This window comes from Pseudomonas sp. W4I3, from assembly GCF_030816195.1.
Lineage (GTDB): Bacteria > Pseudomonadota > Gammaproteobacteria > Pseudomonadales > Pseudomonadaceae > Aquipseudomonas.
The window spans coordinates 5,601,409-5,621,185 of sequence record NZ_JAUSXS010000001.1 but is presented as its reverse complement, the minus strand read 5'-3'; the positions used below and the strand labels follow the sequence as shown (position 1 = coordinate 5,621,185).

General features: G+C 58.4%; 18 protein-coding genes and 1 pseudogene. 6 read left to right on the top strand and 13 right to left on the bottom strand.

The window, feature by feature from the left end:
* Positions 1–53: 53 nt before the first annotated feature.
* From QF045_RS25600 to QF045_RS25585, 4 genes are all read right to left on the bottom strand, one after another.
* Positions 54–1,304, bottom strand: a complete 1,251-nt coding sequence (locus tag QF045_RS25600; protein ID WP_306494555.1) for an aspartate aminotransferase family protein — start codon at positions 1,302–1,304, stop codon at positions 54–56.
* Positions 1,305–1,471: 167 nt separating this feature from the next.
* On the bottom strand, positions 1,472–2,485 hold the full coding sequence (locus QF045_RS25595) for a diguanylate cyclase domain-containing protein (protein ID WP_306494554.1): 1,014 nt from the start codon (positions 2,483–2,485) through the stop codon (positions 1,472–1,474).
* Between the two features lie 115 nt (positions 2,486–2,600).
* Entirely contained in the window at positions 2,601–4,493 is a 1,893-nt protein-coding gene (locus QF045_RS25590; protein ID WP_306494553.1) for an alkaline phosphatase D family protein, read from the bottom strand.
* A 112-nt stretch (positions 4,494–4,605) separates the two neighbouring features.
* A complete protein-coding gene (locus QF045_RS25585; protein ID WP_306494552.1) occupies positions 4,606–4,812 on the bottom strand; it encodes a hypothetical protein in 207 nt (68 codons plus the stop codon).
* A gap of 288 nt (positions 4,813–5,100) precedes the next feature.
* On the opposite strand from QF045_RS25585, the gene QF045_RS25580 reads away from it, so the two are divergent.
* Together QF045_RS25580 and QF045_RS25575 are read left to right on the top strand one after the other, a co-directional pair.
* A complete protein-coding gene (locus tag QF045_RS25580) occupies positions 5,101–5,811 on the top strand; it encodes a response regulator (protein WP_306494551.1) in 711 nt (236 codons plus the stop codon).
* Positions 5,808–7,127, top strand: a complete 1,320-nt coding sequence (locus QF045_RS25575; protein ID WP_306494550.1) for a cell wall metabolism sensor histidine kinase WalK — start codon at positions 5,808–5,810, stop codon at positions 7,125–7,127. Before QF045_RS25580 ends, QF045_RS25575 begins: the two co-directional genes overlap by 4 nt.
* A gap of 127 nt (positions 7,128–7,254) precedes the next feature.
* Here the strand turns inward: QF045_RS25575 and QF045_RS25570 are convergent, their stop codons facing one another.
* The 3 genes from QF045_RS25570 to QF045_RS25560 all read right to left on the bottom strand — a co-directional run bounded on the left by QF045_RS25570 (position 7,255) and on the right by QF045_RS25560 (position 10,684).
* Positions 7,255–9,498 (bottom strand): ATP-binding protein, encoded by a 2,244-nt coding sequence (locus tag QF045_RS25570; RefSeq protein ID WP_306494549.1) that lies wholly within the window; start codon positions 9,496–9,498, stop codon positions 7,255–7,257.
* Complete coding sequence (locus QF045_RS25565; RefSeq protein WP_306494548.1) at positions 9,495–10,109, bottom strand: biliverdin-producing heme oxygenase; 615 nt, start codon at positions 10,107–10,109, stop codon at positions 9,495–9,497. The genes QF045_RS25570 and QF045_RS25565 overlap by 4 nt, the downstream gene beginning before the upstream one ends.
* A gap of 194 nt (positions 10,110–10,303) precedes the next feature.
* Positions 10,304–10,684 carry a response regulator gene (locus tag QF045_RS25560; protein ID WP_306494547.1) on the bottom strand — a complete coding sequence of 127 codons (381 nt, stop codon included), beginning with the start codon at positions 10,682–10,684 and terminating at the stop codon, positions 10,304–10,306.
* 174 nt (positions 10,685–10,858) lie between these two features.
* Here QF045_RS25560 and QF045_RS25555 point away from each other — a divergent pair, with 174 nt between their 5' ends.
* Positions 10,859–11,233, top strand: coding sequence for a cytochrome c family protein (locus tag QF045_RS25555; protein ID WP_306494546.1), 375 nt, complete (start codon positions 10,859–10,861; stop codon positions 11,231–11,233).
* An 18-nt stretch (positions 11,234–11,251) separates the two neighbouring features.
* Here QF045_RS25555 and QF045_RS25550 read toward each other — a convergent pair whose 3' ends face one another.
* The 4 genes from QF045_RS25550 to QF045_RS25535 form a co-directional block, all read right to left on the bottom strand.
* The gene (locus QF045_RS25550) at positions 11,252–11,614 is read right to left on the bottom strand and encodes a hypothetical protein (protein ID WP_306494545.1); all 363 of its coding nucleotides are present in this window, start codon (positions 11,612–11,614) and stop codon (positions 11,252–11,254) included.
* A 142-nt stretch (positions 11,615–11,756) separates the two neighbouring features.
* On the bottom strand, positions 11,757–12,044 hold the full coding sequence (locus tag QF045_RS25545; protein WP_306494544.1) for a colicin E3-like toxin immunity protein: 288 nt from the start codon (positions 12,042–12,044) through the stop codon (positions 11,757–11,759).
* Between the two features lie 14 nt (positions 12,045–12,058).
* Positions 12,059–13,222: an S-type pyocin domain-containing protein gene (locus QF045_RS25540; RefSeq protein WP_306494543.1), complete on the bottom strand. Its 1,164-nt coding sequence runs from the start codon at positions 13,220–13,222 to the stop codon at positions 12,059–12,061.
* Positions 13,223–13,439: 217 nt separating this feature from the next.
* Positions 13,440–13,811 carry a PH domain-containing protein gene (locus QF045_RS25535; protein WP_306494542.1) on the bottom strand — a complete coding sequence of 124 codons (372 nt, stop codon included), beginning with the start codon at positions 13,809–13,811 and terminating at the stop codon, positions 13,440–13,442.
* 157 nt (positions 13,812–13,968) lie between these two features.
* Between QF045_RS25535 and QF045_RS25530 the strand changes: the two genes are divergently transcribed.
* Positions 13,969–14,592 (top strand): LysE family translocator, encoded by a 624-nt coding sequence (locus tag QF045_RS25530; RefSeq protein ID WP_306494541.1) that lies wholly within the window; start codon positions 13,969–13,971, stop codon positions 14,590–14,592.
* A gap of 19 nt (positions 14,593–14,611) precedes the next feature.
* Here QF045_RS25530 and QF045_RS25525 read toward each other — a convergent pair whose 3' ends face one another.
* Both QF045_RS25525 and QF045_RS25520 read right to left on the bottom strand, forming a co-directional pair.
* Positions 14,612–14,941 (bottom strand): hypothetical protein, encoded by a 330-nt coding sequence (locus tag QF045_RS25525; RefSeq protein ID WP_306494540.1) that lies wholly within the window; start codon positions 14,939–14,941, stop codon positions 14,612–14,614.
* Positions 14,942–15,139: 198 nt separating this feature from the next.
* Positions 15,140–17,504: pseudogene (locus QF045_RS25520) on the bottom strand (FdhF/YdeP family oxidoreductase).
* A 485-nt stretch (positions 17,505–17,989) separates the two neighbouring features.
* Between QF045_RS25520 and QF045_RS25510 the strand changes: the two are divergent.
* Positions 17,990–18,658 carry a hypothetical protein gene (locus QF045_RS25510; protein WP_306494539.1) on the top strand — a complete coding sequence of 223 codons (669 nt, stop codon included), beginning with the start codon at positions 17,990–17,992 and terminating at the stop codon, positions 18,656–18,658.
* Positions 18,659–19,052: 394 nt separating this feature from the next.
* Positions 19,053–19,727 carry a hypothetical protein gene (locus tag QF045_RS25505; RefSeq protein WP_306494538.1) on the top strand — a complete coding sequence of 225 codons (675 nt, stop codon included), beginning with the start codon at positions 19,053–19,055 and terminating at the stop codon, positions 19,725–19,727.
* Positions 19,728–19,777 lie beyond the last annotated feature (50 nt).

Here is a 19,777-nt window from a genome sequence, read left to right as displayed (position 1 = left end):
GCAGGGGAGTCAGGTCAAGGCACCCCGTCAGAGGGCTAAGCGAAGGCACGCGTCTAGTCCAGTTGCTCAAGGCACGCTTGGAGCGTGTCCAGCCCTTCCTCCAGCACGGCCGGCTCGATGGTCAGCGGGGCCAGCAAGCGGATGATATGCCGCGACTTGCCGCTGGGCATCAGCAGCAGGCCGGCAGCGCGCGCCAGGCTCAGCAGTTGGGTCAGTTGCTTGGCGGCGGGCGTGCCATCGGCATGCGCCAGTTCAATGCCGCGCATGGCACCGACACCGGTCAGGCGGCCCAGATAGGGCGACAGGTGCTGCGCGCGCCACGCCTGATAACGTCCGACGATCGCCTCTTCCTGCCGAGAGCCCCATGCCTGCAGGTGTTCATCGGTCATGACTTCAAGGGTCGCCAGGGCGGCGGCGCAGGCGATGGGGTTGCCGGAATAGGTACCGCCCAGGCCACCTTTGGGCAGGTTGTCCATCAGTGCCTTGCGACCCACCACCGCCCCCAGCGGCACGCCGCCGGCGATGCTTTTGCCGAGCAGGATCAGGTCGGGTTCGATGCCCAGGCGCGAGAAGGCAAATCGTTGGCCGGTGCGACCGAAACCGGACTGGATTTCGTCGGCAATCAAGAGGATGTCGTGCTCGTCACAAAAGCGTCGCAGGGCCTGGGCGAACTCGATATCCAGGGCGAGGAACCCACCTTCGCCCTGTACCGGTTCAATGATGAAACAGGCGACATCGTTGACGTCGATTTCCACGCTGAACAGGCGGTCCATGGCCCTCAGTGCTTCGGCACAGGTGACACCATTATCGGCGCTGGGATAGGGCAGGTGATACACGGGGCCTGGCAGTGCGCCGACCTTTTGCTTGTAGGGCGCGACCTTGCCATTGAGGTTGAGGGTGGCCAGGGTACGCCCATGAAAGGCTCCGTCAAAAGCGATCACCGCCGTGCGGCCGGTGGCACCGCGCACAATCTTCAAGGCGTTTTCTGCCGCCTCGGCGCCGCTGTTGGTGAGCATACCGCTGACCGGGTAGCTCACCGGAATAAACGCGGTCAAGCGCTCCATCAAGTCGAGGTAGGGCATGTGCGGCGCGGCGTTGAACGCATAATGGGTGAGCCTGGTCGCCTGCTCGCGAATCGCGTTCACGACGGCGGGGTGGCAGTGGCCGAGGTTGAGTACGCCGATACCGCCGACAAAATCGATATAGCGCTTACCCTCGGTGTCCCAGACTTCGGCGTTTTTACCGTGGCTGAGGCTGATGGGGTGGACGATGGAGATCGATTGGCTGATCGTTTCGCGGCTCATGAATCGTTGACTCGGCAGTGATGGGCTGGGTTTTATCTAAGCCGCGCGAGCGCCCTTGCCGCAAACGAAATAAAGTCGCCGCATCATTATTAAAAGTCGGGATGTGCGCTCGGGTTGCCAGGCTCAAGTACGCGCCGACCGTCACTGGCAAGGTGACTACCGGTTAGTTATTCCGACACTCCATTTTTCCCGGCCGCCTTGGACCGATATAGCGCCTGATCGGCTCGTGCCATCAGGGCTGCCGGTGTCTCGCCCGCCCGCCGTTCCACCACGCCCAGGCTCAGGGTTATCCTGGAACCACCGACGGCGGGCATTTCCTGAATTTTAGCGCGCACCCTTTCAGCCAGCTCCTTTGCCGCCTCCACAGTACTGTTGGGCAATACCAGCATGAACTCATCGCCGCCCCAGCGGGCCAGCAGGTCACCGGCCCGTACGCAGGCTTCCAGGCCTTCTACTACCTGTATCAGCGTCTGGTCCCCTACGGCATGGCCGTGCTGGTCATTGATCGGCTTGAAGTCATCGATATCCATAGCCACCAGCGCCAGTGGCAAGCGAAAGCGCTCGGCGCGCTCGCACTGCTGCAGCAAAACCTGTTCCAGGCGATAACGGTTGGCGATGCGCGTCAGAGCGTCCCGTTCGGCCAGGGAGCGGTTTTCGTCCAGTTGCAATTGCAGTTGCTGATTGACGCGTGACAATTCAAGGGTGCGCTCGACCACCAGGGCCTCCAGCGACCGGTTACGCTTTTCAAGGCGCTCCATTGAACATTTGCGTGTATGGATATCGCGATGCGCGCCCACCATGCGAGCTACCGAGTTGTCGGGATTGCGCGCAATGATGTAGCCACGGTCCTCGATCCAGAGGTAGGTGCCGTCGTGTTTCTTACAGCGATATTCGGCGCGGTAATGGGGGGCGCGTTGGCAGATATAGTCATCGAACCCGGTCATCACGCGCGGGTAATCTTCAGGGTGGATCAGGTTTTCCCAGGTGAATACGCTGTTTTCCAGGGAGTGGCGCGGATAGCCCAGCATCTCGTACCAGCCGGGATTGCGGTAGACGAACCCGGTGTTGGCATTCCAGTCCCATATCCCATCGCTGACCAATTCCATGATTGCGTGAAACATGTCGGTACTGAAATCGGAAAAGTCATTACGCAGCGGCTCGTTGCCGGTTGTATCGTCCATCTACGCGCTTCCTGCGTGAGCTGGCTTCCAAGGCCAGCTGTGTTGACGCCGATACTCCGTGGCTGAGCTACTGTACCCGCCGTTGGCGGGCTTTGAATAGGGCAGACTTGCTGCTTCAGGAACGTGGCGCGATCATCTTCGTGCGAGGTTTACCATCCGCATTGTGCTGATAAATCGTCTCAGGTTGGCCCTGTTCGTTGAAAAACACTTGGCCGATCCCTGCAGAATTCCATAACCGCTCTCCCGCCTCGGCATGTTCCGGAATGTGTGGTACCACCTGCATGGTTCGGCGCCGGGTAAACCAGTTGAGCGGCGAGCGTGGCGAGTAGAGCCAGCGATTGAGACGGTCGAACCATTCCAGCAGGCGTGGCGGGAACTCGTTCTTGATGCCGCTGCTGGTGATCTGCCAGATATTGGGGCCAACGTTGCGGTGGCGGATCAGCACTTCGTAGACGAACGAGTAATGCACGTCGCCCGACAGAATCACGTAGTTTCCCGGTGTGCGGGAGTGGCGGAAGATGTTGAGAATCACCTGGGCGGCCCCGCGATGGGCCATCCAGTTTTCCGCGTCCACCAACAATGGGTAACCGCACCAACTGAACACTTTTTGCACGGTCTCGATCAGCTTTACGCCAAAGATCGGTGCGGGCGAGACGATGATGGCCGAAGGGTGGTCGAGCAGATCCTGTTGCAGTTCGCTCAGGGCTTCCCAGTCCAGCAGGCCGGAGGGTTGCTTGAGGGTGAACTCGCTGCGCCAGCGCCGGGTGCGGGTATCGAGCACCACCAATGCGGGGGTCGTCGGCAGCACATAGTGCCAGTGTTGGAACTTGCGCAGCGTTTCGAGTAATGCGTCCTGTGCGGCTGCGTCCAGGTGGTTGGCCTGGGTTTGGGTGGTCAGCGCTTGGGTTTGGCGCAGCAGTTCGGCGAACGCATCCGGCTGGTTGCCCCAGCCCTGGCACAGCAGATAAGCAAGCAAGGCATTGCCGATGATGCGCCTGGAGAAGGGGTGGCCATAGGCAGTTTCTTCCCATTGGGCGCTGAGGTTCCAGTCGTCGGTGATGTCATGGTCGTCAAAGATCATCAAGGTCGACAGGTGGGCAAATACCCGCGCGACACCCGGCAGGCCGTCGCGGAATCGTTCGATCCGGACCTCTTCGCTGACGTAGCGCTGCTGTCGCTCCATGCTCAGATGTGGGCGCTCAAGCGTGATCAGCGTCCAGGGCGTGGGCGACCATACCAGCAGGTACATCGCGATGACTTCGGCGAAACTCACCAAGTGGTTATCGGCGGTGCTGCTGGTGAAAATCGGCTTTTTCACGCCACCGAAGAAGCGCTCGCGCAAGGTCTCGTTGCTGTCCAGTGCCGGCAGCAGATCGGCACGCTGATAATAACTGGCCGGATGCCCGTAGAGGCTGACGCTGTCATCAACCACCGCGCCTTCGAGGTATTCGTCGAACAGGCCCAACCGGGCAATCAACCCGTGTATCGCACGCAGCATCGGCCCGGCGACATCGTCGGCGTAGACCTGATCACCACTCATCATCAGCAAAGCCGGACGTTCGGCCGGGGTTTGGGCTTCGGCCAGCAGACGGTCGACGCACAGTAAACCCTCGTCGGCACTGTGATGGGGTTTGCGGCATGAGCCGTGCACCAATTGGTGAATACGGCTATGCAACACGAAACTGGGGTATTGAGCGTCGGCATACAGCAGGTGCGGTGCCCAGTCGGCTATGCCGGTGTTGTCAAACACCAGGTCGTAGCTGATCGCGACGTCCAGGGGCAGCGCTTCGTCCAGCGACACATCTATCAAATGAATAAACGCGTGACGCCCTACCGGCACTACTTGGCACTGGTCCAGGGCAATGTCCAGTGTCTGGGCGGGCAGATGCAGCTTCAAGGTCAGTTCCAGTGCTCGACTTGCTACCAGCCACAACACCAGGCGCCGAGCTTCGAGGCGTCGCAGCAGCGGGCCGGCCAGTACGGCGGGCAGTGTGTCGGAGTGCGACATGCAGGTCGTGGTCCCAAGCTGGATTGAACCGGTGAGTTTAAGCGAGCGAATGTCATGGTTTTGTTAAGGGGAAGATACGAAGGGCCGTGCACTGCCCCTCGTAAGCGGTCAGTTAAAGCAGGTTGCCCCGACCCAGGTGATCCAGCCCACCACTTCTTTTTCTGGAACGATCATTGGTCGCCGTGCCATCTGGCTCGGCGCTATTCAATTGCATCCGTGTGGAGTCGGTGCTGCGTTTCCTTCGCTGGGACTCTGCATCATCCTGCTGCAGAGGTGGGTAGTGAAAACTGCCCAGTGAGTGATTGATTCCGCTGATCATGGATGTTTCCTTCTTGAGGAGAGGATGACTTCGCCTATTGGCGCGAAGCCAGGCCAACCTTAATAGCGGCGCAAGCGGGGCCGCTATAAACGCGTCGCTGCAAAATATGACTGCGATGTTGAAAAGCCTTTCACAAATCAAAAGGGAGGCAGATGCTCGCATGGCAGCCTTGCGCGAAGATGTCTGGTTTATTGCGTCACTGACGCTTTATTGCACGGTTGAAATATATGACGGACCGCGTCGAATAGTTTTAGATGGCGGCTTTACCCAGCCCAGTGAAGCCTGCCGGTGAGCAACCTGTTAATCGTCGACGATGACCTTGAAGTCCTCGCCCTGCTGAAGAAATTTTTCCTGCAACACGGCTATGCGGTAGAGACCGTCGCCAGTGGCCCCCAACTGTGGACGGCGATGGAACATCAGCCCGTCGACCTGATCATCCTCGACCTGATGCTGCCCGGCGATAACGGCCTGCTGCTGTGTCAGCGCCTGCGCCAGCAGTATGCGACGCCGGTGATCATGCTCACGGCCATGGGTGAGCTCAGCGACCGCGTGGTGGGCCTGGAAATGGGCGCCGACGATTACCTGAGCAAACCCTTCGACGCCCGCGAACTGCTGGCGCGGGTGCGTGCGGTATTGCGCCGCGCGGGTGAAAGCCGACCGCCTACCGGGCAGGCCGCGCGCCCGCTGATCCGTTTTGACGGCTGGCAACTGGACCTCACGCGCCGGGAGTTGCGCTCGCCGGACCAGGTGATGATTGCGCTGTCGTCGGGCGAGTTCGACCTGCTGCTGGTATTTCTCGAGCATCCCCAGCGCGTGCTCACCCGCGAACAGTTGTTGAACCTGGCGCACGGCCATAGCCATGACGCCGTCGACCGCAGCATCGACGTGCAAGTGAGCCGTCTGCGCCGCAAGCTGGAGTTCGATACCAAGCGCCCGGCGATGATCCGCACCGTGCGCAATGGCGGCTATCAGTTCACCGCCAGCGTGAGCCGCTCATGAGCCAGCGCCCGCGCGACACGGTGGCGCGCTGGATCGCGCTGACCGTGCTGGTCGCGATGATCACCGCGCTGGCGTTCAATGCCCTGTTCGTGCAATTGGCAGGTGTATGGGCCAGGCCACCGCTGACCGAAACCGGACTGCTGGAAAAAGTCGCAGTGGTGGTCCGTGTGATCGAAGCGTCTGAGCCGGCGCAGCGAGCACGCCTTGCTCAGGTGATGGGCGATGGGTCTTTCAGCGTGACCTGGGCGGCGCAGCGCGCGACCTTAGGATTGCCGGTGCTGAACGATCCTGACTTCAGCACAGGGGAGGAGGTGTTCAAGCAACTGCTTGAAGGCCCGACGCGACCGACGGAAGTCTATGGACCTGCCGACTGGCCGGACGGTAACGGCCAGTATGTGCTGTTGATGCAGCTAACCGATCGCTCCTGGCTGATGTTCAGTACCGGCACACGCAGTTGGGGGCTCGACGATGGTGTGCGCAGCCTGATCGTGCTGGCGCTGGTGCTGGTGTCTACCGCACTCGTCACCCTGGTCGCCACCCGGCGTCTGGCGCGCCCGCTGCAACACTTCGCCCAAGGTGTGCGGCGCTTTGGCAGCGACTTTCGCGCGCCGCCGATCGAGCCGGTGGGACCTCACGAAATGCGCCAGGCGATTCTGGCCTTCAATAGCATGCAAGCGCAATTGCGGCACTTCATCGAGGACCGTACGCAGATGCTTGCCGCCATCTCCCACGACCTGCGCGCGCCGCTGACCCGCCTGCGTCTGCGCGGTGAATTCGTTGAGGATACCGACCAGCAGCAGCGACTGTTCCGCGACGTCGATGAAATGCAGGCCATGATCAACACCGCCCTGGAATTTTTCCGCGACGATGCTCGCCTGGAACAGGCCACCCAACTGGATTTGGCGGAGTTGCTGCAGACCCTGATCGACGATTATCGCGACCAGGCCATCGACCTCACCTTTAGCGGCCCGCCACGCCTGGTGTACTTCGGCCGGCCCCTGGGTCTCAAGCGGGTGATGACCAACCTGATGGACAATGCGATCCACTACGGCACGGCGCCGCAGATCGAGTTGCAAAGCAAGCATGGGGAGGTGGTGATTCGGGTGCTGGACCGGGGGCCGGGCATCCCTGCGGCGCATCGGGAGGATGTATTCCTGCCGTTCTATCGTCTGGAGGGGTCACGCAATAAAAGCACGGGCGGTGTAGGGCTTGGGCTGTCGACCGCCCGAGCGATTGTGCTGGAGCATGGCGGCAGCCTGACGCTGTCCGAGCGCCAGGGTGGCGGGTTGCAAGCGGTGGTGATATTGCCTGTATGAGATTTATCCGGTAACGCAAAACAAATGTGGGAGCGGGCTTGCTCGCGATGCGCAGTATCAGTCAGCTCATCTGTCGACTGACACTGCGTAATCGCGAGCAAGCCCGCTCCCACATTTTTTTACCGCATCAGGTCAGTGAGCCTTCAGTCACCCTGGGCACGGTAAACCGGAACTCACTGCCCCGGCCCACCTCACTTTCGGCAACAATTTGGCCGCCATGGGCCTGGACGATGCCTTGGGTGATGTACAGCCCCAAACCGCTGCCGGTGGGGTTGTTTTCGGTTTTCGTCCAGTAGCGTTCAAACACGTGAGGCAACTGGTCCGGCGCGATGCCTTCGCCGGAATCACGCACCGAGAAGACGGTTTCTTCACCGTTGCTCATGGCGCTGATGCCGATATTGCCTTGGCGCGGGGTGAACTTGATGGCGTTGCCGATCAGGTTCGACAACACTTGGAACAAGCGCTCCGGGTCGGCGTTGATCAGCAGGCCGGGCTCAGCGTTGAACGACAGGTCGATGCCTTTTTCCATCGCCAGCGGGGCGAGCAGCGCGTAAGCCTCATCGAACATTTGGCTCACGTCCAGCGGCACGGCCTTGACCACATAGCGCCCAGCCTCGATTTTCGAGGTGTCGAGCAGGTCTTCCAGCAGCACGTTCATGCGCCCGGCGGCCTGTTGCATGGTGTCGATGGCCGTGGAGATTCGTCGCGAGGTGTGCGGGCCCTCGGAGCTGAATGCTTTTCGCATCATGCCGCAGAGCATGGAGATGACGGTCATCGGGTTGCGCAGGTCGTGAGACACCACAGCCACCAGGTCATCACGCGCGCGCACCGCCAACTGCTCGCGCTTTACCTGGCGGGCCAGGTCGTTTTCCAGGGCCGAGCGGCGCAGGTCGTTGGCGGCGAACAGGTCGCCATGACTCCACTTGGTGGAAATACCTGCCATCACCACTTTCCAGATTTCAAACGAGGTGCGTGGGCGAAGGCGCAAGCTACCGTCGGAGTTTTCCAGGTCCAGCGGTTTCTGCGGGTCACCGCTCCAGTTGATGTTTTCCTTCACCTCCGGGCGGAACCACAGCACACCGTTGTCCACGGGCTTGGGTAGATGCAGGGCCAGTACGCCGCTGGCCAGCTGCTGAAACTCGGCGGCCGGTGGGTAGACAGAGACCAGGTTGTGGCTGGAGAACACCGGCTCGTCGCGTTCCTGCAGCCACTTGTGCAGGGCGCGAATCTGCGCCGGTTCCGGGCAGTTGCCGTAGCGGTGCAATTGCCTGTCCTCGATGATCGCCACGCCGCCTGCCCGAGTCAGGTCCATCAGCAACTGGCCTTGTTGAGCCAGGCCGTCGAACACCGTGTCTTGCGAAGCCTTCATCGCCTGGTCGAGGAGCGCCAGCGCCTGAACTTTTTCCTCACGCTGACGGCTCAGTTCCAGGGCCTCCATGGCACTGATCTGTAACGACAGCACCTGGCCGATGGTTTGGCAGGCGGTGCGCAACTCGTTCGGCACCAGCAGTGGCTCGCGATTGCCGCAACTGATCAGGCCCCAGAGCTTGTCGCCCTTCATCAGTGAGATGCTCATGGACGACAGCACGCCCATATTCTTCATGTATTGGCAGTGAATCGGCGACACGCTGCGCAGGGTGGCGAAGCTCAGGTCCAGAGGCTGGCCGGTGTCGGGGCGCAGCTTGGGCAGCAGCGGTACGGGCTCGTAGGCGGCGTTGGGGATAATGCGCAGCCAGTTGGTGCGGTAGAGCTCGCGCGCCTGCTCCGGGATGTCGGACGCGGGGAAGAACAGGCCGTTGAAAAGTTCCATGGACGGCGCCGACGCTTCGGCGATCACTTGGCCGTGGCCTTCGTCTTCGAAGCGGTAGATCAGCACGCGGTCGTAACCGGTCATGGCCTGGATTTCATTCACGCTGATCTCGTACAGCGCCTGCAGGGTTTTCGCGGCCTGCAAGCGTTGCAGCATTTTGCCCAGGTTACTGGTGCGACCGTTCAATGCGCGCGGTGTGAAATTTTCCAGGTGCGGCTCGAATTCAAGTACCAGCACGTTTTGATGGCGGTGCAGCAGGCCCTCGAAAGGCGTGCCGTTAAGCGTGACATGCAGCGGTGGCGCATCGAAAAATGTGTTGTGCTGCGCCATGGCCTGCACGGCGTGCGCCTGCTCCGTACCGATCAGCGTGTGCAGTGGCTGGCCCAACAGCGCCTCGGGGGCATGGTTGAACAATGTACCCACGTTGGCGCTGACCTGGATGATGTTCAGGTCGGGCTCCGACAAGGTCAGCAGCGCACCATGAGGCTGGATTGCCCCCGGAAAGCGGATGGGCTCGTCAGCACAGTTGGCAAGCAGCTCTTCAAAATCGTCGGGTTTCATAGCAGTACCTCCTGGCTGTCGAGCCATTGCTCAAAGCCGCTGAATGTGGAGCGCGCAGCGATGACTGCGCGCTCTCTGGCGGTCGCGTCCAGCGGCACGCGAGCCAGGTAGTCGAGAAAATCTTTCCAGCGTCGGCCCGTCTCTACGCCGTAAATATCCAGAAACGCACCGCCGTTGTCGGCATCGATCGCCAGGCGCAAGGCCATTTCGCGGCGCAGTACTTGCCCACCGAGCGTCGCGCCTTCCAGCACATACAAGGTGCCCAGGCAGGCAGCTGGCGTGTCCAGGTCAGGGAGTTGGGTGCAACGGGGCAGGACGCGGAGGGTGTGTTCGTTCAGGCCGAGGGCGTAGAGGTCATTGACCAGTGTCGGCGTTTTCGTACGCGATGCAGCGTCATATCCGTCGGGAATTAAGCCGCTGCCATACAGCGCAGCTTCCATCGGTTGATAAAAACCGTAGTACGCCTGCAGCAAGCGCCGGTACCAGTCGGTATCCAGATGCTCGGAAAAAAACGGCAGGCGCTTTTCCAACGCGACATGCAGCAGCCCCGTGCCTGTGCGCAACGTTTCCAACAAGGAGGGCGCACTAACGTCATGGGCCTTTGAATGCATTCAATGAGCTCGAACTGTGGGCCTCTCGGCCATGAATGACGCGTGAAAATGGGCGACGATTCTACACAATTCATGGTCGTCAGCTGAACGCAGCAGCGAAAAGGCTGACCTGCGGATCAGAAATGTCGCTCCTTTCGGGTTTAGTGACCGCAGAAGGGGCCGCGAAGTTCGATTGAAGTGATATCGCGACGCTATCAATGCATCGACAGACCTTGCTGAGTCAATGCTGTTTGCACGCACTCAAGCAAGTGGTCGGTACTCCAGGGCTTGGGCAGGAACCGCACCGACCCGCCCAACTGCGACGCTATCGTGGTGTTGCCCGACGTCAGTACCACCTGAACCTCAGGCCAGCGATGAGCCACCACGCGGCTCAAGTCGTAACCGTTAAGCAGGCCCGGCATCTGCACATCGCTCACAATCAGGTCCACCGGCTCGTCGCCCCGCTCCAGATAAATCATCCCTTCGTCGGCCGAAGGGAACGACGTCACCACTGCGCCGAAGTCCTCCAGCACATCCACCATTAACGCCCGAATGATTTCGTCGTCTTCCAGCACTAAAATCGATGGCTGAGCCATGATCCTTCTCCACCATCAGGTTCCAGTAGGGTGGAGTGGAGGCTGGGCACATAGGTTCGATTGGATGTTTTTTAAACGATGGGTGGTCGTTTGACGGTTAGCGCGAGCGTACGAAGGGGGAAGTCGATTTTAAACAGGCATAATCGTAGGCAACACTCGATGCGGAGCCCTCTGATGAAGTATGCCTTGTTGACCTTAGCCCTGATCTTCAATGCCCACCCGGCGTTTGCTGCCGGCGACGCCGAGGCGGGCGGCAAGCTGTTCACCAAGACGTGTGGCGGCTGTCACAGTGTCGGCGAAGGCGCACGTGGCGGATTCGGGCCGCAACTCAACGGCATCATCGGCCGACCCGCGGGGACGACCACGGATTACCAATATTCCGACGCCATGAAAAACTCCGGCGTGGTCTGGACCCGCGACAAACTGGCGGCCTATATCGAAGCGCCGAAGAAAGTGGTGAGCGGTACGCGGATGATCTTCTGGGGCATTAGTGACCAGGAGAAGATTGAAAATATATTGGCGTATCTTGAGACGTTTCAGCCTAAATAAGCGTTGAGGCACTGCGCATCAGCTCTGTGAGCTATCGTGCCCCTGCGATCGCGGTAAAGCCTGTGTGAACACCACGCCGTTGAACGTTTGGGTGCAGTAGTCGTAGAAGCTTATCATGTGCTCGGGCGTTAGCTGCGGGTTGACCTTTTGCAGCAGGCCAGCCTCGTCCACCCACAAGCCGCTGTAGTAGCTATTTTCGTCCGTTCTTACGTATTCCTGCTTGTCGCTTTCATGCTGCGCAACCATCCAGAACACTGGATCCGGACGGTCCAGGCGGGCCTTGGCTTCGCTGAAAACTTGGCTCCATGGGTGGCCGACTTTGGACAGAAGAAAGCGGAATAGCGGTGTGTAATCGAGCCCGTGTCGTTGATGGCTGTGCATTGACCCGCGAGTTGATTGCGCGCGCTTTTCGGCCTTGCTGTGTCGTTCGTACCGGTACGCGCGGCAGCTTCCGTGGCGTACGCCATGGGTTCGGGTGTTGACTGAGCGATAGAGAGGCTTTTGCGATGTAGGTCTCATTGCATCATGATCCCTTCTTTGGTTGTTTTGGAGGCGGTGGCCACGCGCCTTGGTAACGGAAGGAAATCTGGTAGTCGAGCTGGTCGGGTTCAATCATGTGCTGGAAATACGGCTGGATAATCGTTATCCAATTAGGCAGCAGGTTGAATACATCCGCATATATCGCGGTTTCCTCACCTAACCCCAACGCTTCCAGAATACCGTCCGAGTCCTCGATAGCCGCTGAATACTCATCCGCCTTCAAGTTATCAGTGTGTTTTTCGTACCACCGCAATCTGATTTTCATCGCCATTTGCGCGTTCCTCGTTATTTGTAAATCCGACGTTTTGGGTCCGCCGGTCCTCGACGCTCGGCGGTGTAAGGGTCAAACGCGCCGAGGTGTTCCAAATCACTTTTTCGATAGACTTCCAGCTCGCCTTTTTTGGAATCCCATTCGAATATTCTCTTTCCTTTTGCGTCTATCCATCGTTCACGTAAGCCCGCTCCGCCTTTTCTTGGTGTCAAAGGTTTTTGGGGGATCAGCCCAGGGAAGCCTGTTATGTCTTCGGTTTCGAGCGCAGGGAAGTAATCATGATCTGGGTTTCGTAGCCCCTTCCTCGGCTCATTAACCGCCACATACAACGGCCGAACCCCCGACTCCACCGGGAACACCAGAATAAAATCCCGGTACTCCGGTGGATAAATCGGGTTCACCAGTATCTGCGCGGCCTTCTCCGTCGGTGGGTAGATCCACACCACCGGCGCTTGTGGCGCAGCTTCCAATGCCGGGATGCCAAGGGTGTCGCCAGGGTCAATCGCAGGCGTCCAGATCAGCTCAACGCCCTGGCCCAAATCCGCCACAAATTGATCGCCACGGCTTTGGAACTGCACGACATTGATCATCTGCCAGTTCGGGTGGTTGCCGGTATAAAACCCGTACCCCTTGAGCGTGCCGTCCTCGCGTTGCTCGATATGCAAGCGCATCTGCGAGCGTGCCTTTTGCATCGAGCGCAATTGCTCTTCGCTATAAAGCGCGCTATCGCCCAGCTCTGACGGCCAAACCAGCCCCACCAAACCTGCCAGCAGGCCAGCGCCTACGGTGCCTGCAGCCGCAGCAGCGGACTCCACGACGGCCGAGCGCAACGCCAACTGACCCAAGCCTACCGGGAGCGCGCTGCCGCTGATCTTGCGCAGGGCCATCGCGCCTCGGCTGTCCAATTCGCGCCCACCCAGCAGACTGAAATGGCCGTAGTCTTTGATCAGTTCAAGGGGTACGTAACCGGCAGGGTCGGCGTAATGAATGATTCCATCGGGCAATTGGCAGGATTTGGTGAAGGTACAGCCGGGCAGCTTCTCGGGCGCAGGCGCCGGGCCGGGAAGTGGTTCGGATAGGTCAATGTGCGGCGAATAGGGCACGCGCTTGGGCTGCGGCGACAGAATGCGCCCTCTGAGCTGTTCTTCTTCGGTGATGGGGTATGCGCGTTCTGACATGACGGCTCACTTCCTTGTACGAGGCAGTGAGACTACGAGGGAGAATCGGGGGCTGATATTGGCTTTGTTCGATGGCTTGCGTGGGAAAAGTCAGTTGAGCGGGGCTATGCCTGGTGCGGACTGCTTAAGTGTAAGTGCGGAGTTTGGCGGTGTAGGGGCTGGCGTCTTCGCAGGCAAGCCAGCTCCTACAGGTTAAGCGGTTGAATCGTGCAGTGGTTCAGCCCAGCAGGTGCTTGGAAATCAGGCGTGAGATTTCCACAATCGAGGTCTTGCCGGTGAACTCGAATTTCACCTTCCCCAGCGACGAGAAGTAAATCTCCAATTCCGAATCCAGATCAAACGTCCCGGACGTTTCCACCGAGTACGCCACGATATTTTTATACGGCAGCGAGGTGAAATCCTTCTTGCTGCCAGTGATGCCCTGCACGTTCACGGCAATGATGCGTTTGGTGGTGAACACTACGCCGTCGCGCATGGCCTTGTAGGAATCGACCACCTCTTCGCCCTCCAGCAGCAATGCCGCCACGCGTTCGGCGTACTCGTTGTTTTGTTTGAGCTTGAAGAAGCCTTTGTTATTGAAATCGATCATGTGCTTGTCCTGGCTGAGTGGTGTCGCTGGTGTATGACGTTTTGCGCGCAGATCTGTATCTAACGCGCGCATTTTGAACGCCCTACCATGGCGTCCAACCTTACAACGTTGACCAGATGTTTCGCGTCGACACAACAGACCTCCCCAGAGCCCAACCATGCCTGAATTGTCCAATTGGCTCGCTTATGCGCTGATATCACTCGGCATGGTGCTTACACCCGGCCCGAACATGATTTACCTCATTTCGCGGTCGATCTGCCAGGGGCGCGTGGCCGGGTTTATTTCCCTGGGCGGCGTTGCGTTGGGTTTCTTGGTTTATATGCTGTGCGCGGCATTCGGTATTACCGCGTTGGTGATGGCGGTGCCCTTTGCGTACGACGCCCTGCGGATTGGCGGCGCGTTGTACCTGGCCTATCTGGCCTGGCAGGCGGTCAAGCCGGGTGGCCGTTCGCCGTTCCAGGTGCGCAGCTTGCCTCAGGACGGCCCGCGCAAACTGTTCACCATGGGCCTGGTGACTAACCTGCTGAACCCCAAGGTGGCGGTGATGTATTTGTCACTGCTGCCTCAGTTCATCGACCCGAACGGTCATGGCAGCGTGCTGACGCAATCCTTGGTGCTGGGCTTCACCCAGATTTTCATCAGCGTGAGCGTCAATGCGGTGATTGCCACGCTGGCGGGGTCCATCGCGGTGTTTTTCGTCACCCGGCCAGGATGGCAGGTGGTACAGCGCTGGCTGATGGGCACGGTGCTGATGGGATTGGCGGTGCGGATGGCGGTATAGAGGCGTCGGTAATCGCGGTTCACAGGATGGCTTTCAGATAATCCTTGAGCGCGCCGAGCCGGGCACTGAGTGCTTCCAGTGTCGATGCCTGGTGCACGTCCAGGGCAAGCCGTTGCAGTTCCCGGCCCATCACAGTCGTTGCGCCGCCCAACGATTCGAGCGCTGACGTCAGGCATTCATCCAGCTTCAGCTGTATGCCAGGCAAATCCCCCTGGCGCACCAACAAGCCAAACACCTCGCGGTCATAGGCTTGCATCACCGGATCATCGCGCAGCAGCGGGCTGCCATCCTCGCGCTCGTGCGCCAGCTTCAGTGCAAAGAGCGCGGCCGCTTCCAGCGTCAATTCCATGGTCTGTGTTCCTGGGGCTTTAGGGGAGGGCGATGATCACTGTTCCAGGCATGAAAAAAAAGAACCGAATGCTGCGAATCGTTTGGCTTGAACCTTTTGTCGGGCAACAGGGGAGAGCGGAGGAGGGCAGATTTATTCCTCCCGGAATAAATCTGTCCCTCTTTTCGCTTTTGGAGGTAACGAGCTGTAACACCAGACTTAGATGGCCGCCGCAATCAATCCGCGCCGTTCCAACGCCACTTGCGTCTGCTCTGGATTCATCCGCACCAGGTTCACCGGGATGGATTTCGCCGCCGGTGTGTTACTTCGGCTGTCCCGGTTCGCCAGTGGCAGCAAGCCATTGGTCTCCGGGTAGTAGGCGGCGCAACAGCCTTGCGGTACGTCGAAGGGGATGACTTTGAAGCCCTGCGCACGACGCGGCGTTGTCATGTCGAGGGCCGTCTGGAATTCGACGTAGTCCCCAGCCTTGAGCCCAAGCCGCTCGATGTCCTGCGGGTTGAGCATCACCACCATGCGGTCGCCGTAGATACCCCGGTAACGGTCATCGTTGGAATACACCGTGGTGTTGAACTGGTCATGGCTGCGGATCGTCATCAACTGCAAATGATCGGCGCCCGGTGGCGTGTCGTCTTCGTCAAAAACCCCCTCGGGAAAGAGAAAGTTGGCCTTGCCCGACTCGGTGTTCCACTGGCGCTCGCTGGCGCCATTGGGCAGGCGGAAACCGCCGGGCTCTTTGATGCGCTGATTGAAGTCATAAAACTGCTCGGGCAGCACGGCTTCGATCTTGTCGCGGATACGCGCGTAATCGCTCACGTAGCTGTCCCAATCCACGTTGGGGTTGGGTTCAAGCGTCGCCTTGGCCATGCCGACGATGATCGCCACTTCGGAGATCAGGTGTTTCGACGCAGGCTCGAGCATGCCGGTGGAGCCGTGCACCATCGACATCGAGTCTTCCACCGTAACGGTTTGCGCCACGCCGTTCTGCATGTCCAGCTCCGAGCGGGCGATGCACGGCAGCAAAAACGCTTTCTGGCCATGGACCGTTGCACTGCGGTTGAGCTTGGTGTTGACCAGCACGGTCATTTTCAGGCGCTTGACGGTCGGGCACACCACGTCGATATCCGGGATGGCACGGAAGAAATTGCCGCCCATCGAAATAAACGCTTCCACCTCGCCGCGCAGCAGCGCTTCACAGGCCTCGGCCACATCATGCCCACCTTTGCGGGACGCCTCGAACCCGAACACCTTGCTCATGCTGGCCAGGAACGGCTCGCCGGCTTTTTCGTAGATGCCCATGGTGCGGTCACCCTGCACATTGGAGTGGCCGCGAATAGGGCAAGCACCCGCGCCCAGCTTGCCGATGTTGCCGCGCAACAGCAGCAGATTAATGATCTGCTGCATCGCGTCGCCACCGCGCTTGTGTTGCGTAATGCCCATGCCCCAGCAACAGATCACCCGCTGCGAACGCATATACACCGCCGCCACCTCTTCCAGCGCCTGACGCGTCAGGCCCGAATGACGCTCGATGATCTCCCACGGCAGCTGTCGGCAGTAATCGGCGAACCGCTCAAGGCCGTGGGTGTGCTCCTCGATGAAGTCGACATCCAGTACACGCGGCAGCCCTTCACGCTGAGCCGCATCGTCCGCCTCGATCACCGCTTTGCAGATGCCCTGCACGGCAATCATGTCGCCGCCGATTCTGACCTGATGGTACTGCGAGCTGATCTTCACGCCGCTGCGACTGAGCATGTCGCGCGGGTCCTTGGGGGGACGCAAACCGCACCAGCGCCTTCTCGCGCAACGGGTTGAACGAGATGATGCTCGCACCACGGCGCGCGGCGGCATGCAGCTCCGACATCATGCGCGGGCTGTTGGTACCGGGGTTCTGACCGAAGATGAAAATCGCATCGGCGTTCTCGAAGTCTTCCAGCGTGGTGGTGCCTTTGCCGACGCCGATCGACTCAGGAAGCGCCACGCTGGTGGTCTCGTGACACATGTTCGAGCAGTCAGGAAAGTTAGCCATGCCATACAAGCGGCCAAACAACTGATACAAAAACGCCGCTTCGTTTGACGTACGCCCCGAGGTGTACAACTCCAGCTTCCACGGATCGCTCAACTGGCGCAGCTCCTGCCCGATCTCGGCGAAAGCCTCATCCCAACTGACCGGCAAGTATTTGTCACTGCCCGCGTCATAGCGCATTGGCTCGGTGATACGGCCCTGATCCTCCAGGTCGTGATCGCTCCAGGTAGCCAGCTCACTCACCGTATGCTGAGCGAAAAACTGGGGCGTGACCCGCTTTTTGGTCGACTCCCACGCCAGCGCCTTGGCCCCGTTCTCACAGTATTCAAAGGTGTGCGGCTTCTTTGGGTCTGGCCAGGCACAACTGGGGCAGTCGAAGCCGTCCGGCTTGTTCATGGACAACAGGGTACGGTTGCCCTTGAGCAGGATGTGCTGGTGGAGCAGGTGCTTGTTGACGGCGTTTAGTGCGGGCCAGCCGCCGGCGGCGGAGCCGTCGGACTGGGAGCCTTGGAGTGGGGGCTGGGGATTTTTGGGTTCAGACATTGAGTGGGTTCTCCCTGTTGACGGCCGTGAAGGCGTGGTGCGTAGGGTTGTGATGCGCACGGGGAGGGAGAATTCGGGTTGGGCGACGAGCGTTGCTGACCAGATGGATGGGGCGGAGGTTCAGTTAGGGGGCGAGCTGTTCAGACAAAACTCAACTACATCTGAAACCGTTTCACATCACGGATGCGTTCTTATTTGCGAGACACATGATGATGTGATCGTCTGACTCGGTCACGGTGGCCTTATGGGCGATCAGCCGCTGGCCATTGCGGATGAGCACACCGATTGCTGTACCGGTCGGTAGGTTGATGTCCTTGGTGGCGGAGCGAAGAGGGGGCAGATTTATTTTGCTTAGATTATAGATCCGTACCCTTTTTCTGCTCGTAGGTCGCAGCGCGGGACGCTGAATTGGGAAAGCTGCGCAGCTGTTAAGGTAAAACTGATTTGCTTGGTCAAGGGCGGCTATCGGCCGATAGCAGCCACTTATGAGCGACTTCTATCGACCCATAGCGGACGGCCACAACAGTCTGCTTGCGTTCATAAGCGGACGTTTGGAAGCGACCGCTACCGGGAAACCGAGCCAAGGTAAGGGTCATGTTGATCCTGTTGAGATACTGCACCTGAGTCACCCGGTACAAAAGCATGAATACGATGAGCTAGTTTCAAGGTTGATGTATGTTGATAAAAAACTGACTAAGCTAGCTGAGGAATTGTTTCGGGCATGTTTTACAACTGAAGAGCTAAAACCATCCGCCATCGGCTATGTTGCCTGGTTCCCAAAGCTTGTGGATATTATCTTCGACACGAACCAAAATACTTTGGTTGAATCGTTAATGGACGGTTTTTGGTTTGAAGCAATTCGCACGTCAAACTGTTCAGTTGCCGTAATTGACCGTCCCGCAATTGCGAATTTTGCTTCTCCGCGTGTCATGGTGGTGGGATCGGAGGCTGCACCTGAATATTTGATAGCACTCAAGGCTCGCCTAAAAAATAATGATGTGTTGTTTGTATGTCTGCATGACCATGTGTTGCACATACGAGCCCATTATCCAGATAGCACCATTATTAATGCCGAAGGGTGGAGTATTCCTCAAATCACTGAAGCAGTGGTGAATCATGTGAAAGCGACTAATGGTCTATTAGAAGTCGCTTAGCGAGGGCGCAGGCGCTGAATCACGTGCGTTGAGAAATAGATAATGCGAGGCGGGGAGGCATGCAGCTGTTGAGGGATTGCAGCTGGAATCCACCACCCTATCCAATATCGGCTAAAAGCAGCTCTTAATGTAACGCCTGCTTTTGGCCGATTTCTGCCATTTATGGCGGGCAGCAATCGGCCAAAAGGAGCCAGTCGACGGCGTCTAGGAAATTAGGAGCGTCTCAATACATCCTGCAGAGCTTTCAAAAAAATTTGCTGCACGCGAAAAGTTAACTGAGTATTTTGAAAGGGCATACGAGGTGTTGATGCTTTCATGCGAGACATCTAAATACTGAATGCAGCCGACTGGCTAAAGCAGCTGGCTGATTTCTGGCATCGTGGGAGCCTGGTAAATGTTTACATATTCAGACCGTGACTTTATGTCGAAAAGCAGGAAGGTAGTTGTTGAGTCAATTGAGTCAAAGCTGAGTGAGCCATTCTTTTCGGAGTTCAAGGAGGTCGCGATAGCCGCAATATCAAGATCCATAGAAACAATTAAGGCATTTGAGGCGTCAGGGTTGCATCGAGACCTTTCGTGCTTCAGAGGCAATCAGGCCGAAGACTTGATAAATGCGCTTTTCTGCGAGATCACTGACGAGATAGTAAATAGCGAAGCGTTTCAGGTGCTCGACGCCTTGCGACATTCATTTGTGTGTTATGCATACAATGGCCTGCATCAACTTTATACACGTCAAGAAAATGAGTGTTGGCACCCCCAAATAGTGCTCACAGAAGTGCTTGAGCCAAACGATATTGACTCATTGCCTCGGATTTTGACCCTATATCGAGGCTGCGATAGAAGCGAGCTTGAAAACCGCTCCTTCGGGCAAGCGTGGTCTACATCGTTAGAGTCAGCTCAAAAATTTGCGTATGCTCATTATTTAGGCCAGGACTGGTTTGATGAGAATAACAGGGTCGTATTAGAAACGAGATACCTAAAAGACTATGTTTTATTTTCGGATCAATCAATAGAGTATGAGGTGGTAGTTGATATCAACAAATTGGATGGAGTACATAAACACGCTTAATAATTCGCTGTAGATGCGACGCCCTGAGCTCAGACGTCACGTCAACGTCA